The sequence below is a fragment of the Scytonema hofmannii PCC 7110 genome (assembly GCF_000346485.2).
GTDB classification, from domain to species: domain Bacteria; phylum Cyanobacteriota; class Cyanobacteriia; order Cyanobacteriales; family Nostocaceae; genus Scytonema; species Scytonema hofmannii.
This window is the reverse complement of sequence record NZ_KQ976354.1, coordinates 1,777,700-1,793,283: the sequence shown is the minus strand read 5'-3', so window position 1 is coordinate 1,793,283 and position 15,584 is coordinate 1,777,700. Positions and strand designations below refer to the sequence as shown.

11 protein-coding genes, 5 tRNA genes and 1 pseudogene are annotated in these 15,584 nt (G+C 42.4%); 7 read left to right on the top strand and 10 right to left on the bottom strand.

Features of this window, described 5'->3' with window-relative positions; all coding sequences use genetic code 11:
* The first annotated feature begins 41 nt into the window (after positions 1-41).
* The 3 genes from lpxD to hemH all read left to right on the top strand — a co-directional run bounded on the left by lpxD (position 42) and on the right by hemH (position 4,858).
* A complete protein-coding gene (gene lpxD, locus WA1_RS07630; RefSeq protein WP_017749368.1) occupies positions 42-1,085 on the top strand; it encodes a UDP-3-O-(3-hydroxymyristoyl)glucosamine N-acyltransferase in 1,044 nt (347 codons plus the stop codon).
* A gap of 169 nt (positions 1,086-1,254) precedes the next feature.
* On the top strand, positions 1,255-3,483 hold the full coding sequence (locus WA1_RS07625; protein WP_017749369.1) for a hypothetical protein: 2,229 nt from the start codon (positions 1,255-1,257) through the stop codon (positions 3,481-3,483).
* Positions 3,484-3,694: 211 nt separating this feature from the next.
* Entirely contained in the window at positions 3,695-4,858 is a 1,164-nt protein-coding gene (gene hemH, locus WA1_RS07620; RefSeq protein ID WP_017749370.1) for a ferrochelatase, read from the top strand.
* 124 nt (positions 4,859-4,982) lie between these two features.
* Here hemH and WA1_RS07615 read toward each other — a convergent pair.
* Positions 4,983-5,738: pseudogene (locus tag WA1_RS07615) on the bottom strand (photosynthetic reaction center family protein); the annotation flags it as partial.
* A 38-nt stretch (positions 5,739-5,776) separates the two neighbouring features.
* On the opposite strand from WA1_RS07615, the gene WA1_RS07610 reads away from it, so the two are divergent.
* Positions 5,777-7,366, top strand: coding sequence for a WD40 repeat domain-containing protein (locus WA1_RS07610; protein ID WP_272819096.1), 1,590 nt, complete (start codon positions 5,777-5,779; stop codon positions 7,364-7,366).
* Here WA1_RS07610 and WA1_RS07605 read toward each other — a convergent pair.
* The 7 genes from WA1_RS07605 to WA1_RS07580 form a co-directional block, all read right to left on the bottom strand.
* The gene (locus WA1_RS07605) at positions 7,295-7,846 is read right to left on the bottom strand and encodes a DUF4126 domain-containing protein (RefSeq protein WP_017749373.1); all 552 of its coding nucleotides are present in this window, start codon (positions 7,844-7,846) and stop codon (positions 7,295-7,297) included. The genes WA1_RS07610 and WA1_RS07605 overlap by 72 nt on opposite strands.
* Positions 7,847-8,094: 248 nt before the next feature.
* Positions 8,095-8,177 (bottom strand) — tRNA-Ser (locus WA1_RS54780).
* Between the two features lie 98 nt (positions 8,178-8,275).
* Positions 8,276-8,349 (bottom strand) — tRNA-Leu (locus WA1_RS07600).
* 7 nt (positions 8,350-8,356) lie between these two features.
* Positions 8,357-8,433: transfer RNA gene (locus WA1_RS07595), tRNA-Pro, on the bottom strand.
* Between the two features lie 14 nt (positions 8,434-8,447).
* Positions 8,448-8,535 (bottom strand) — tRNA-Ser (locus tag WA1_RS07590).
* Positions 8,536-8,539: 4 nt separating this feature from the next.
* Positions 8,540-8,624, bottom strand: a tRNA-Tyr gene (locus WA1_RS07585).
* A gap of 236 nt (positions 8,625-8,860) precedes the next feature.
* Entirely contained in the window at positions 8,861-9,394 is a 534-nt protein-coding gene (locus WA1_RS07580) for an HNH endonuclease (RefSeq protein WP_017749374.1), read from the bottom strand.
* A 379-nt stretch (positions 9,395-9,773) separates the two neighbouring features.
* Between WA1_RS07580 and WA1_RS56745 the strand changes: the two genes are divergently transcribed.
* Positions 9,774-9,956: a hypothetical protein gene (locus WA1_RS56745; RefSeq protein ID WP_158516610.1), complete on the top strand. Its 183-nt coding sequence runs from the start codon at positions 9,774-9,776 to the stop codon at positions 9,954-9,956.
* A 19-nt stretch (positions 9,957-9,975) separates the two neighbouring features.
* Here the strand turns inward: WA1_RS56745 and purB are convergent, their stop codons facing one another.
* Complete coding sequence (gene purB, locus WA1_RS07575) at positions 9,976-11,271, bottom strand: adenylosuccinate lyase (RefSeq protein ID WP_026135305.1); 1,296 nt, start codon at positions 11,269-11,271, stop codon at positions 9,976-9,978.
* Positions 11,272-11,918: 647 nt separating this feature from the next.
* On the opposite strand from purB, the gene WA1_RS07570 reads away from it, so the two are divergent.
* The gene (locus tag WA1_RS07570; protein ID WP_201789075.1) at positions 11,919-14,270 is read left to right on the top strand and encodes a hybrid sensor histidine kinase/response regulator; all 2,352 of its coding nucleotides are present in this window, start codon (positions 11,919-11,921) and stop codon (positions 14,268-14,270) included.
* Between the two features lie 46 nt (positions 14,271-14,316).
* Positions 14,317-14,991 carry a phosphoribosylglycinamide formyltransferase gene (purN, locus tag WA1_RS07565; protein ID WP_017749377.1) on the top strand — a complete coding sequence of 225 codons (675 nt, stop codon included), beginning with the start codon at positions 14,317-14,319 and terminating at the stop codon, positions 14,989-14,991.
* On the opposite strand, the gene WA1_RS07560 is transcribed toward purN, so the two are convergent.
* Positions 14,956-15,549: a CPBP family intramembrane glutamic endopeptidase gene (locus WA1_RS07560; RefSeq protein WP_017749378.1), complete on the bottom strand. Its 594-nt coding sequence runs from the start codon at positions 15,547-15,549 to the stop codon at positions 14,956-14,958. The two genes, purN and WA1_RS07560, sit on opposite strands and share 36 nt — an antisense overlap.
* Between the last annotated feature and the right edge of the window lie 35 nt (positions 15,550-15,584).

Here is a 15,584-nt window from a genome sequence, read left to right as displayed (position 1 = left end):
TTTCATCCAAAACACGCAATTCACGATAACTATTTATTACAATGAAATTTAGCGAAATTATACAAAAACTTGGTGAGATGGCTGCTTCCAATAGCCTAATTTTCAACACAGACCTTGACCCGGAAATTACAGGGTTAGCATCTGTTGAGGAAGCAACAACTCATCATCTTAGCTACATAGAGGGAGAAAAATTTGCCTCTTGGGTTGGGAAAACAAACGCTGGCGCTTTAATTTTGCCTAAGAATGAAGCGTTGCAAGCACAAGCACAAGAGCGAGGTATTGTTTGGATAGCAGCGCCTGAATCACGACTGGCATTTGCTAAAGTTATCAAACTGTTTTACCAACCTTGGCGTCCGGCTTCAGAGATTCACCCCACTGCTATTATTCACCCGACTGCTAAAATTGGTCAGAATGTTTACATTGGTGCTCATGTTGTCATTCAGCCGGATGTAGAAATTGGTGATGAAGTTTGCATCCATCCTAATGTGGTGATTTATCCAAATTCTAAGATAGGCGATCGCACAACTTTACACGCCAATTGTACTATTCACGAACGCACCCGTATTGGTGCAGATTGTGTCATTCATAGTGGTGCTGTCATTGGTGCTGAGGGCTTTGGTTTTGTTCCCAGTGCCAAGGGTTGGGTAAAAATGGAGCAATCTGGCTGTACGGTTTTGGAAGATGGTGTAGAAGTGGGATGCAACAGTGCTATCGATCGCCCTGCTGTTGGAGAAACACGGGTAGGTTATAACACAAAGATTGATAACTTAGTACAAGTCGGTCACGGTTGCCAAATAGGTGCAGGTTGTGCTCTAGCAGGTCAATCTGCAATGGCGGGGGGTGTTAAGCTGGGAAAAGGGGTTATCTTAGCAGGTCAAGCGGGAGTTGGCAATCAAGTGAAGATGGGCGATCGGTCTATCGCATCTGCACAAGCAGGAGTCCATCATGATGTTCGACCTGGAGAAATTGTTTCTGGCGCTCCTGCTATACCTTATAAAAGATATTTGAAGGTATCAGCTGTTTTGAATCGCTTACCAGATATGTATCAAGCTTTAAAACAGTTACAACGGAAATTGAATGATTAGTGGTTGGTGGTAGGGGCGCAAGGCATTGCGCCCGTACAGTGGTTAGTGATTATAGTATAGATACTTAAAACTTGGCAAATCGAGAAAAATTTGTCAAACTCGTATGGGTTGCGGCAGCATTACCGTGTAAATAGGGAAAAGAGCTTAAAGAAAGCTGGAAAAAAACCTTATGCCTCAAAAAAGTATCATAGCAAACTTTCAGGGGGAAACGATTGGTCAACTAGCTGTTGGCGATTACGTTATCAAGATTGGTTCGAGCCACGGCGCTATGGCAAATATAGCAACCGATGAAGAACGACCAACAAAGCTCTCGCGCCCCGCCCCAGTGTTGGTGCAAGAAGGTTCTGTTGATAACCTCTTGGGTTGTCAAGAATTGCTGACAGAAGCGATCGCAGCCCTTGGAGTTGGTCAATCAGTAGAACTGTACGGTTCTGCTGGTTTTGGTAAAACTGCTCTTTTGAGTTGCTTAGCACATGACATTCAATCTATGTCTCTTTTTCCGGATGGTGTTATTAAACTATCCCTTGCTCACCCATATGTAGGTGATTTACTACAGTGTATTTGGGACGCATACTATCAAAGTCATATTCCTTACAAACCAACTAATCACCAAATCAAAGAACAAATTCAGGACAAACAAGCTTTAATAGTTTTAGATGATGATGATGAACTCATACAAGCAGAATTACAGGAGTTAATAAATTTTCAGAATCATTTGACTTTTCTAATAGCTTCATCAAAAAAACGTCTTCCGAAAAAGGGTCGTTCTCTACCCCTTTCTACGCTGTCAATTATTGATTCTATTTCTTTAGTAGAAAAAGAACTGGGACGTTCTCTAACAAGGGAAGAACTTCCGGCGGCAAAATCACTTTGTACTCTCCTAAACGGACATCCCGTACACATACAGGTGGCAGTTGCCAATATAGTAGAGGAAGGGCGATCGCTAGCTGAAATAGTTAGCCAACTGCCATCTACTGAGCCTGTTCCTTATTTAATTCAACAAACTGTAGCATCACTATCAAAACCACACAAGACAATTCTAGAATTATTGCTAGTGATGGGAAGAGTTGGGCTAAAGAAAGAGCAAGTTAGCGCGATCGCGCAAATCTACAATGCTGACCAGCTACTAGAAACGCTTCAGCGTAGAAATCTAGTACAGTTGCAGAGTTCTCGATACAAAATAACTCAGGCAATAGTTGAAGTTTTACCGCCAGAGTGGAAGTTAACAGCGACATTAGAAAATGCCATAGTATATTTTGTTAAGTTCGCAGAAAGATATCAGAAGCAACCCAATTATTTGTTAGAAGAAATTGATGCAACTGTACAGATTTTAGAAGTGGCTGTAAGAAACAGTCGATGGCAAGATATACTGCGCTTGGTTAGAGCAATAGAAAGTTCACTGGCTTTAAGCAGACGATGGAGTTTGTGGGAGCAAGTACTGAACAGGGGACTACAAGCATCTCAAGCCGAACAATCTCGAGCAGATGAAGCTTGGGCTTTGCACCAATTAGGAATTCGTGCTCTTTGTTTGGAAGAAAATAGCACGGCTAAAAAGTATTTAACAAAAGCAGTGCAATTACGAGAATCGTTAGGTGATACTAAAGGAGTGACAGCAACTTACCACAATTTGAATTGGCTAAAAAACTCTTCATTCCCATCATCTCCAGACGAAAACCAACAGAGAACTTTGCCCGATGAAGCAGAAATGAGCGAGCAAACCCGTCTGCAATTACCCTCACAGCATTTAGTCACGCGACTAAATCTTGTTGCAGACAATGCTTCCCCCTCGTATAAACCTTTATACCTAAGTACTTCTTTACTTTCGCCAAAACGGGTCATAACTGCTGGAATTTTCGCTTCAGTAGGATTTTTTGCTTGGTCTAACTGGCATCGCTTTACACCTTCTCCGCAGCAGGAACCCACACCGACTCCGTCATATACTCCCAAATCTCAACCCAGTACCATTAAAACTCCTTTACCAGAAGCCGTCGAGTCAGTACCTAGAACTAATACGCAGTTAACCTTTCCCGAACATAAACCAGTCATAACTCCGCCACTAACACCAAAGTTTGACCAGCCAAAACCAACTATTATCAAACGCCAGAAACCAGAAATTGATACAGCACCTGCACCAGAACCGTCATCTGTATCTGAACCTACATTTTCAGCCACCGAACAACCAGAACCAACACCGACCCCAACGCCAACAGAAGAACCGACACCTACATTTCCCCCGTCACCATCCCTTGAATCTAACTCTTCAACAGAAGAACCAACACCTACACCAACTTTCTCTCCGATACTAACTCCCGAAGTAGCACCGACAACATCATCAGTAGAAGTAGTCCCTTCGCCTGCTGTAACGGTGACACCTCTTGAGAAACCGAATGAACAGTGATTGGGAATTAGGGATTAGAAGTTAGGAATTAGGGATTACAGACCAACAAGCCCCCTCTCCCAATGGGAGAGGGGTAGGGGGTGAGGGCTTTTTCAGCAATTCTAAAAATTTTTGCCACGGGCATCACTATTATAGTTCATATTATATATGTAATCGAGATATATTGTTAACATTAGTAAAAAAGCTGAAAAAATTGGGGATAATAATTGCTATGGGTCGCGTGGGCGTCTTACTTCTTAACCTTGGTGGTCCAGATAAATTAGAGGATGTTGGGCCATTTCTATACAACCTGTTTTCAGATCCAGAAATTATTCGCCTGCCATTCCCCTGGTTGCAAAAACCTCTAGCCTGGTTCATTGCCTCACGACGCACTCAAAAATCTCAAGAAAACTACAAGCAAATTGGAGGCGGTTCACCACTGCGGCGCATTACTGAAGCGCAAGGGGACGCCTTGAAAGAACAACTGTCCTCCCAAGGACAAGAAGCCAATATTTATGTTGGTATGCGTTACTGGCATCCCTATACTGAAGAAGCGATCGCCAAAATTACCCAAGACAAGATAGAACACCTTGTTATCCTACCTCTGTATCCCCAGTTTTCCATTAGTACAAGTGGTTCGAGTTTCCGACTTTTAGAAAGGCTGTGGAAAGAAGACCCAGGGTTGCAACAGATCGATTACACCGTTATTCCCTCCTGGTACAAACAACCGGGTTATCTCCAAGCAATGGCAGAACTGATAGCCCAAGAACTAGACCAACTTCCCAATCGTGACGAAGTTCATATCTTTTTTAGCGCTCACGGCGTTCCCAAAAGCTACGTTGAAGAAGCAGGCGATCCCTATGAGCAAGAAATTGAGGAATGCACCCGCTTGGTTATGCAAACCCTCAACCGACCAAATCCTTACATTTTGGCTTACCAAAGTCGTGTAGGTCCGGTAGATTGGCTCCAACCATATACGGAAGACGCCATACAGGAACTAGGAACAAAAGGCGTCAAAGATTTAGTCGTTGTGCCAATCAGTTTTGTTTCAGAACATATTGAAACACTGCAAGAAATTGATATCGAGTATCGAGAACTTGCAGAAGAAGTAGGGATTCACAACTTCCGACGCGTACCAGCACTGAATACGCATCCCGTTTTTGTGAAAGCACTCGCCGATTTAGTGATTGATGCATTAAAAGCGCCCAGCTTTAAGCTTTCGCAAGCCGCCCAAATGAAGAAGAAGGTGAGAATCTACCCACCAGAACGCTGGGAATGGGGGATGACCACAAGTGCAGAAGTTTGGAATGGTCGTATTGCTATGCTGGGCTTTATTGCATTGATTATTGAGTTAATTACAGGTCACGGTCTGCTACATATGATTGGGTTGTTGTAGTGGTCACTGGTCACTGGTCACTGGTTAATAGCTAATAAAAAAAGCGCCCCAGGAATGGGGCGTTTATTAGTCATCGCATTTAGTTAAGCACTCATAACAGCAGACCAATAAAATCCAATTAATATCAGCCCTCAATAACTGGAGCTTGTAACGCTACAGGAGTAACATCACTGGAAGCCAAATCAAGGGGGAAGTTGTGAGCGTTACGTTCGTGCATCACTTCCATACCCAGGTTGGCACGGTTCAGGATGTCCGCCCAAGTACTAATTACACGACCTTGAGAATCAATTACGGACTGGTTGAAATTAAAACCATTGAGGTTAAACGCCATCGTGCTGATACCTAAAGCAGTAAACCAGATACCAATGACAGGCAAAGCACCTAAGAAGAAGTGCAAACCTCGGCTATTTCTCCAAGAAACGTATTGGAATATCAAGCGCCCATAGTAAGCATGAACTGCCAAAATATTGTAAGTTTCATGCTCTTGTCCAAACTTATAACCGTTGTTGGCAGATTCAGTTTCAGTTGTTTCCCGAATGAGAGCAGAGGTTACAAAAGAACCGTGCATAGCAGAAGCAAAAGCGCCTCCAAAAACACCTACGACTCCTAATTGATGGAAGGGATGCATGAGGATGTTATGTTCTGCTTGGAACACCAACATGAAGTTGAAGGTTCCACTGATTCCCAAAGGCATACCATCAGAAAAAGAACCTTGTCCGATGGGATAAATTAAGAACACTGCTGTTGCTGCTGCTACTGGTGCGCTGAATCCTACGCAAATCCAAGGACGCATTCCTAGGCGGTAAGACAATTCCCACTCGCGACCTAAGTAACAGAAGACACCAATCAGGAAGTGGAAAATTACCAACTGGTATGGACCAAACAATAAAACTGTGGAATATACAGACGGGAAAGTGTTTGAAAACATTGCAAGGACATACAGATTGGATCTGGTCAATCGCTGTCAGTTCAGACGGTAAAATTCTAGCAAGTGGAGGTAGCGATCACACTGTCAAACTATGGGATACAAGTACTGGTGAGTGTTTAAAAACACTACAAGGACATGAAGGGATTATTTGGTCTACTGCATTTAGTTGCGATAGCAAAAGACTAGTGAGTAGTGGCTCTGATGGTATTATCAAAGTTTGGGATGTGAATACAGGCAATTGTTTGCATGCGCTTCAAGGTCACGCTTCACATATTTGGTGTGTAAGATTTAGTACAATTGATAGTAAAATATTGTTCAGTGGCAGCAGTGACAAAACCATTAAAATCTGGGATATTCACACTGGAGAATGCTTAAAAACGTTACAAGGGCATACTAATTCAATTCGCTCGCTGACTCCTAGTCCAAATGGAAAAGCCATAATTGCCAGTGATGATGACCAAACAATCAAACTCTGGGATATTCACACGGGACAATGTTTCAGAACTTTTCGAGGATATGGTAGTGGTATTTGGGCGATCGCAATCCTACCAAAGGATGCATCTGGTGGTCAAATTTTAGCAAGTGATAGTGAAGACCAAACCGTTAAACTTTGGGATATTAATACTGGAAGTTGTATCAAAACTTTAAAAGGGCATACCAATTGGGTACGAAGCTTAGCTTTCAGTCCTGATGGAAAAACTTTAGCAAGCGGTAGTTCAGATGAAACAGCGAGAATTTGGGATATACAAACTGGCGAGTGCTTGCATATTTTGAGGGGTCATACTAACTGGATACTTTCAGTTGCTTATAGTCCTAATGGAAAAACTTTAGCTAGTGGTTGTACTGATAAAGATATACGTGTTTGGGATATCAATACTGGAGAATGCTTGCAAGTTTTAAAAGGTCATAATAGTGTCATCTCATCAGTTGTATACAGCCCCGATAGCAATTTCCTATTTAGTGGTTCCGCAGATTTTTTGATTAAAGCTTGGAACGTACACACAGGGCAATGCCTTAAAACCTTTGTAGGACACGCTCATGGAATTTGGTCAATTGTCATTAGTCCAGACGGGAAAACTATAGCAAGTGGCAGTGAAGATACAACGATAAAAATTTGGAACATAGAAACTTGCCAATGCTTGCTAACGCTAAAAGGACATTCTCGTGCTGTTATCAGCGTAGCCTACAGCCCAAATGGTCAACTGTTAGCAAGTGGAAGCAGCGATCGCACTATCAGAATCTGGGATATTAAAACCGGACAGTGCCTGCAAATTCTAAAAGGACATACGCGATGGGTTTATGCAGTTGCCTTCATTAATTATGACTCAAACGTTACCACAGTCAAACATCCAATTCTGGCAAGTTCTGGTGAAGATCAAACTATCCGATTGTGGGATATAGAAACAGGAGAATGCTTAAAAATCCTTAAAAGTCCGCCACCTTATGAAGGAATGAAGATCGCCGGAGTCACTGGTTTAACAGAAGCTCAAAGGGCAACTTTATTAGCGCTAGGAGCCATTGATGAGTCGTTTGCGATACCAGCGATACCAAATCCTAGCACTATGAACAGCAAACCATAAAAGAATTAAAGCAATTAATCCACCTTGTGTGGGAGCATCCAAGGCAAAAAATACCAAAGCAACACACAAAGCATCTTGAATAAAGACAGCCCACAATGGTATGCCTCGCAATCGGTAAAACCAACCGATTTGGACTAGTTGAAGCACGAAGGCTAATGAACCGCCAATAAGCGCAATCAACCAATTTGGTGTAGATGTCGCATTTGCAACAGCCAACCCCATAATTGCTCCAACAAGTGGGGCAAGTAATAAGTGAAATACTTGTAACACTCGCTGCCCTAAGAGTTTTTTAGAGGCAAATATCTCAACCACTGACCAACTTGTCAGCAAGAACAGCAACAAAGGAGTCGAAACCTGGGATAAAAGAGGAACATCTGACCAAAGACTACTGCCTTGAAGTAGTCCAATAAAAAGCAGGGGCAGGGCTATTCTAATTCCTGCCGCCGCAGATGCAGATAGTGCGGCTAGGATGTCAATCATAGAGTTATGTTTGAATTGCGCTTAACTATGTATAAAAGGGCAGGCACTTAGACTTACCCCCATTTGCTAGAGTCTGGCACAAAAACTAAAATTTGACACCATAGTATTTATTTAGGTTTATAAGTATACCTATTTTCTACAAAAATCAGTGTTTCTGAGTAAATTAATAGTTTTCCACATAAGTATGGCAGCCAGTCCTTTCAAATTAAACAAATGCAGTACTAGACTTTTCTATTTCTGGAAGAAAACGGAAGATGGAAGAATCGAACTCCTGGGTTTTATCCCACCCTGGTTTTCAAGACCAGTTGCCAACCATTTAGCGGCATCTTCCGTGAAGTCGTGCGTTTGGTAGCGGAGGTGGGAGTTGAACCCACTGAACCTCGGCTTATGAAACCGTTGAGCCTTAACCGTTGCTCTATCTGGTGCGAGTACCCCTGACTGGATTTGAACCAGCAATCAACCCGGTTTAAGCGGGCTACGTCTTCCAATTCCGTCACAGGGGCAAATAAATGGTCGGGATGGTAGGATTTGAACCTACGACTCCTTGTCCCCAAAACAAGGCTTCTAGACCGCTGAATTACATCCCGGTAAACTGGGAAAGCGGAGAGAGAGGGAGTTGAACCCGCAATGAGATGATGAATCTCATGACTGTTTAGCAAACAGCTTGCCCTGCCAATAGCAATCTCTCCACGATGGGTCGGGTAGGATTTGAACCTACGAGGCACAAGGGCATCCGTTTTACAGACGGCTTCCTTCAACCAGACTTGGATACCAACCCATGAGAAGTCCAAAGCAAGAATTGAAGTCGCTGGGGGAGGTTTTGCAATTATTAACTTTTCAAAGTTTAGAAGTGTTAACGCTATGCCTTTTACAGAGGTTTTGTACTTCATTACATTTATATTACATAAGTACTACAAGCTTGTCAAGAGCATACTACAAATTTTTTTTTGAAGTGAGAGGGCAATGTTTGGAAATTACTATGTTGCCCTCTCTGAGAGAGTTTACAAGAGTGAATTACTCGTTTTCAGTCAGCCGTTGTGTATTCCAAAATTGTTCGGCAAAGGTGACGGTTGGGTGAATTGGCGCTTTGGGCTTACTTTTCAGTACCATTCCTGCTTCATGGGGTAAGCGATCGCCTTTATTTTGGTTACAACGTTCGCACGCTGTGACAACGTTATTCCAAGTATGCTGTCCGCCTTTGGAACGAGGAATCACGTGGTCTAGGGTTAAACGTTTTGTGCTACCGCAGTATTGGCAGGTATTACCATCACGCTTGAGAACTTCACGCCGATTGACACCAGGTACTTTCCAGTGCCGTTCGGGATTGCTAACCGTTAAGCGGATGTGTTCGGGGACTTGTAGTACGATACTAGGCGATCGCACTTCCCACTGTTTTGTAGTACCAAAATTCAAAGATTCTGCCTGACCCGTCACCAAAAGCACGATTGCTCGTTTGATATTGATGCGTGCTAGTGGTAAGTAGTTTTTAGAGAACACTACCACTGAATTTTGTAGTATGTACGGCTGACTTGGTGGTTGAGCTTCCATAAGTGAATTCACTCCTTAAAAAAATAACCCCTGCTTCTGATAAGTTATCCAGGAGCAGGGGTCAGGTAGTTGATACTTGTTGACTCATACTAGTGCTATAAAACACTTACACCTCCTACTCTGGATGAATTGGTCTTGATTCAGACATTCGGCGATCGCAAAACTTTCTGAGAGAATCGCTCCAAAAATACCGACACTTGAACTCTTTGCACCTAATAAGAGATATGTTCCCTCAAGCACAAATAGCGCAATTGCATCTATCCAACCCTGGCTGGGTCGGCAATGCATTACGCTACTAATGGTTGAAGACAATCTACCTATCATGTGAAGTTGTTTACTATTTGTAATGGAGACTTAATTTTAATAATACAACTGTAGTATGATTTTGTCTACCTTTTCAGCAATGCTTTGGCAAAGAAATTTAGGAATGTATAACGGTGGCATAAATGGAACTGAGGTAGAATCAACTCCGTACAGCAAAGTTCTCTACCAGAGATATGGCAATACATATACATTCGGTTGTAGGGGCGCAATGCCTTGCGCCCTAGTCCCCAATCCCTAATTCCCAATCCCCAGTCCCTCTAAATACCTAATCTTTGGTAAACTTCCTCCAGATGTCTGAGATGGTTTTGAGGATCGAAACACGTTTCAATTTCTGCAACTGATAGCTGTTGAGTGACGCGAGAGTCGTTGGCAATTAATTCGCGGAAATTACCTTCGGGCTTATTCCATGCAGTATGAGCGTTTTGTTGAACGATCGCATAAGCTTCTTCACGGCTCAATCCCTTGTCTACCAAAGCTAGCAGAACCTTTTGGCTAAAGACAACACCACCGTAGCAGTTTAAATTCCGCTCCATGTTTTCGGGATAAACCAACAGGTTTTTGACTAGGTCGGTTATCTCATGAAGCATAAAGTGGGTCAAAATGCAAGCATCTGGTAAAATCACGCGCTCGACAGAACTGTGAGAAATATCTCTTTCGTGCCACAGTGCAACGTTTTCTAATGCTGCTCCCGCATGGCTGCGGACAATTCGAGCCATTCCTGTCAGTCGTTCCGAACGGATGGGGTTGCGCTTGTGGGGCATTGCTGAGGAACCTTTTTGCCCTTTGGAAAAGAATTCTTCAACTTCCAAAACGTCTGTTCTTTGCAAATTGCGAATTTCCACCGAAAATCGTTCAATGGATGCAGCTAGTAAAGCCAATTGTTGCACAAAATCAGCATGGCGATCGCGTGAAACCACTTGAGTTGAGGCTGTATCTGGTTGAAGCCCTAGTTTTTGACAAGCGATCGCTTCTACACGGGGTTCAACATTAGCGTAAGTCCCCACTGCGCCAGAAATCTTACCAACTGCAATTGTTTTGCAGACATTTTTCAGACGTTCTTGGTGACGCAGAACTTCTGCCAACCATCCAGCCAATTTAAAACCAAAAGTCATAGGTTCGGCGTGAACGCCATGGGAACGTCCAATCATAACCGTGTTCCGATGCTCTTTGGCTTTTTGACGAATAGCATCAATCAACTCTTCTAAAGATCGCAACAAAATGTCTAAACTTGCAACTAACTGCACTGCCAAAGCCGTATCCACTACATCAGAACTCGTTAAACCCAAGTGAATGTAGCGTCCTGCTTCACCTACATATTCATTGACATTTGTGAGAAAGGCAATTATATCGTGGCGGACTTCAGCCTCAATTTCCAGTACCCGCTTTGGGTCAAAATTTGCCTTTGCCTTAATTTGTTCAACGGCGGCTGTTGGGATGTAACCTAACTCAGCTTGGGCTTCACAAACAGCGATTTCTACTTGCAACCAGGTTTTAAACTTATAAGCTTCCGTCCAAAGATTGCCCATCTCAGGCAAGGTATAACGTTCAATCACGATCCGCCACAGAGTACATACAACTGTCATATTCTACAAAGAATCCTTACAGACCGCTTGAAAATAGGAAGTGGGGAGTGGGTAGTGGGGAGTAGGGAGTAGGGGAAGAGGGATTTTCCTGTGATTAGCTGTCTCGAACAGGGGAGTTGGGTACCGACAACTATTTAAACTTTGTACCTTTTGGCTGTAGTGTAATTGTTTCCTCTCAAGGAAAATAAAAATTGGTATTTGTGGAATATCATCTGCGTAGAATACAACCCCGATTCTGTCGGGGTCTTCTTCTATCTAGATACAGACAGGTGCAAAAATAATCTACTTCTTTTGATTGTGGGTTCATAGCCCACCTTAAGTCAAAATGAAACAGCAAAGCTTCTCCAGCATTTCTCTTCTCAATAAGAATCTCAGCCTCTAGCTTAAACTAGGGGCTTTTTCTTTAAGAAGCCAATTATTTGGAGGACTATATTAAGCATATGTATTGCCATTATGTATAAATTATGCTACTCTGCCAAAGTAATTAAATGATAACTAAAATTTAAAAAACTTTTTACAACGCAATTTTTGTTAACTGCTTTGAGGCGTTGTTGGTCATGTTATTCACAATGTTTACAAGCAACTATAATATAACACGTCATTTTATGCTGGAATTTTTGAAGAATCTTTTAACTTCCGGACAGTTTATTCCCCACGGACATTGTTATCTGTGGCAACCAGCATTAGTATGGCTGCATATCATATCTGATTCTCTGATTGCACTTGCGTATTACTCAATTCCCATCGCGCTAGTTTATTTTGTACGAAAGCGGCAAGACTTGCCTTTTAACTGGATATTTGTTCTGTTTGGAGCTTTTATTATCGCCTGTGGCACGACCCACATAATGGAAATTTGGACAATTTGGCGTCCAATGTATTGGTTATCGGGATTAATCAAAGCTATAACTGCAGTAGTTTCGCTGTATACAGCGTTGGCACTAGTACCATTAGTTCCAAAAGCACTTGCTCTACCAAGCCCTGCACAACTTGAGACAGTAAACCGCGAATTACAGCAACAAATGACAGAACGCCTTCAAGCAGAAGCAGCCCTACAAAAAGCAAATGAGGAATTACTTCAGAAAAGTCAAGAGCGATTGGAACTAGCGCAAAAGATCGGTAAGATTGGAACTTTTGAGTGGAATATTCAAACAAATGAGACAATATGGACAGAAGAACTTGAAGTACTGTATGGGCAAGCACCTGGTGCTTTCAGTGGTAAATATAACTTTTGGGCGCAAGCTGTTTATCCTGATGACCTTGCTAGAGTAGAACAAGAAATCCAACGTGCTATCAATGAAGGGTTGGATTTAGACACGGAGTACCGCATACGTTGGCATGATGGCGAAGAACATTGGATAGCAGTGAAAGGTCAAGTCTTTCACGATCGCAACAACAAGCCTTTGCGGATGATTGGTGTCAACATGGACATTACAGAACGCAAGCGAGCAGAGCAAAAAATTCGCGAACAGGCTGCCTTACTAAATATTACAAAAGACGCTATTTTAGTTCGTTCTCTCAACGAGCACAAAATTCTTTTTTGGAATAAAGGTGCTGAGGATCTTTACGGTTGGACAGCAGAAGAAGCTTTAAGTAAGAATGCCAATACATTATTATATGATGATAAAACTGTACTCAATCTTGAAAGTGCTAAGGAAACGGTAATTTTAAAAGGTAGTTGGCAAGGCGAGTTACATCAAAGAGCGCAGAACAAGCGGGAAATTATTGTTTCAAGTCGCTGGACTCTAATGAATGATTGGTTTAAGCAACCAGTATCAATTCTGGTAGTTAATACTGATATCACTGAGGCAAAAAAACTAGAAGCCCAGTCTCTGCGGACACAACGCTTGGAGAGTATTGGCACCCTTGCTAGTGGAATTGCCCACGATTTGAATAATGTATTAACCCCAATTATTGCTTCCGCTCAACTTATCTTACATACAAAATTGCCAGAAGAAAAGAAACAGAAATTACTAACAACCGTAGAATTAAGTGCCAAACGAGGAGCTGCCTTAGTCAAACAAGTTTTACAGTTTGCACGCGGAATTGAAAGCCAAAGTACAATGGTACAGATCAAAGATTTACTGGAAGAGTTTCAGCAAGTCGCTTTTGAGACATTTCCTAAATCTATTGAAATATGCGTGAAGATGGCATCAAACCTTGGGGTTGTCTTAGGTGATGTGACTCAATTACAACAAGTTTTTTTAAACCTTTGTGTGAACGCTCGTGACGCAATGGTCAATGGTGGTGTTTTAAGTATTTCCGCAGAGAATATTTTTGTTGATGAAAACTTTGTCAGAATGAATCCTGAAGCTAAAGTAGGCTCCTATATTGTTGTGACTGTTACCGATACAGGAGTTGGAATTCCTTCAGAGATAATGGATAGAATCTTTGAACCATTTTTTACAACAAAAGAACATGGCAAAGGTACGGGACTGGGTCTTGCAACTGTGTTTGGTATTACTAAAAATCATGGTGGTTTTATTAAAGTGTACAGCGAGGTAGGAAGGGGAACCCAATTTAAGGTATATTTGCCCGCACTAGAAGGAAGCATTTCTTATGTAGCAGAAGATAGCGAGATGATTGCAGGCAATGGAGAGTTGATTTTGTTTGTAGACGACGAACAAGCTATTCGAGAAATTAGCAAATCTTTACTCCAAGCCCATAACTATAAGGTGTTAACTGGTTGTGATGGGATTGAGGCGATCGCATTATACGTCCAGCATCAACAAGAAATTAATGCTGTCGTGATGGATATAATGATGCCATCTCTAGGTGGAATAGACACTATGCGTGCTTTACAAACAATCAATCCATCTGTCAAAATTATTGCAATTAGCGGATTGGAATCAAACCAAAATATAGCAGACAATCCGGAAATAACTTGTGTTAAAGCATTTTTGCCAAAGCCTTATACAATGCCAGCATTACTGAAAAGTTTGCATTCTGTCTTGAATGTTAACAATTCCTGATTGTGCGAGCGATGGTAAAGCATAATGTAAAACAGCCGTAGATTTTATGAATCAAAATTCTCTGACCGATACACTCAATGTTAGCTTGATTTCTCCAAGCATTTCTAGCTACAAATCAACAGATAGCACTATCAAACTGGGGATTATGGCTTCGGGAAATGGCAGTAATTTTGAAGCTATTACTCAAGCGATTGACGATGGGCGCTTATCTGCTGAGATTCAAGTCTTAATTTATAATAACCCGGATGCTTATGCTGCGGTACGGGCGGCAAAAAGCGGCGTACCTGCAGTACTTCTCAATCACCGCGACTACAAGCGCCGCCAAGATTTAGACGGACAAATTGTGCAAACTTTGCGGCAATATGGTGTGGAATGGGTGGTTATGGCAGGTTGGATGCGACTGGTAACGTCTGTTTTAATAGACGCTTTCCCGAACAGAATTCTTAATATTCATCCGAGCTTGTTACCCAGTTTTAAGGGATCGCATGCTGTAGAAGCCGCACTTGCAGCAGGCGTGAAGATTGCTGGTTGTACAGTGCATCTCATTTGTTTGGAAATGGATAGCGGTCCTATTGTGATGCAAGCGGCTGTACCCGTGTTGCCCGGTGATACACCAGAAACACTTCATGCTAGGATTCAAGTGCAAGAGCATCGCATTTTACCAGATGCGATCGCTCTTGCAGCACTATATCCTGAGCGAGGATTGTCCAACCTTCCATAAAAAGCTGGAAATCATGTTGGTAATCACATGAGCAATAATTGGCACCAGTAAATTGCCACTAAAAAGGGCGCTGTATCCTAGCAACAACCCGACAACAGTTGCCCAAGCTACGTAAGGCCATTGTTGAGGACTGCTGAGGTGTAAGACACCAAAGCAAAGGCTAGATATAATAACAGCTAAATGATTGAATCCTAAAGCTGGTACCATCACACCGCGAAATAACAATTCTTCACTCAAACCAGGTAGTAGCCCCAGCCAAATGATGTCTGGCAAAGCTAGGGGTCTTAAAACCATTTCTAAGTAATAGTTTGCGCTTCTGCGGTAGGGAGTCCAAAGGCGATAAACTATACCACTTAAAATGGTGATACATAAACCCAAAAAAACTCCTAGCATTAACTCTGTTTGTTGCCAACGCCAGGACATTAAAGAAATGTTGCCAAAGCGCAACCACAGTTTAGCGACTATCCACAAAATAACTGCAGTTACTCCCATCGCCACCAACACTTGGGTGCGTGTCAGGTATGGAACTTCTGGCTCGTGCTTGTGCTGTTGTGCCACGGGAGTCTCCTCAAGGAGGGAAATGGAAAAAATTG

Coding starts and splice junctions, on each gene's coding strand:
- WA1_RS07625 (WP_017749369.1), top strand. CDS start 1,255: ATGCCTCAAAAAAGTATCATAGCAAACTTTCAGGGGGAAACGATTGGT.
- purN (WP_017749377.1), top strand. CDS start 14,317: ATGAATCAAAATTCTCTGACCGATACACTCAATGTTAGCTTGATTTCT.
- WA1_RS07605 (WP_017749373.1), bottom strand. CDS start 7,846: ATGATTGACATCCTAGCCGCACTATCTGCATCTGCGGCGGCAGGAATT.
- WA1_RS56745 (WP_158516610.1), top strand. CDS start 9,774: ATGATTTTGTCTACCTTTTCAGCAATGCTTTGGCAAAGAAATTTAGGA.
- WA1_RS07580 (WP_017749374.1), bottom strand. CDS start 9,394: ATGGAAGCTCAACCACCAAGTCAGCCGTACATACTACAAAATTCAGTG.
- hemH (WP_017749370.1), top strand. CDS start 3,695: ATGGGTCGCGTGGGCGTCTTACTTCTTAACCTTGGTGGTCCAGATAAA.
- lpxD (WP_017749368.1), top strand. CDS start 42: ATGAAATTTAGCGAAATTATACAAAAACTTGGTGAGATGGCTGCTTCC.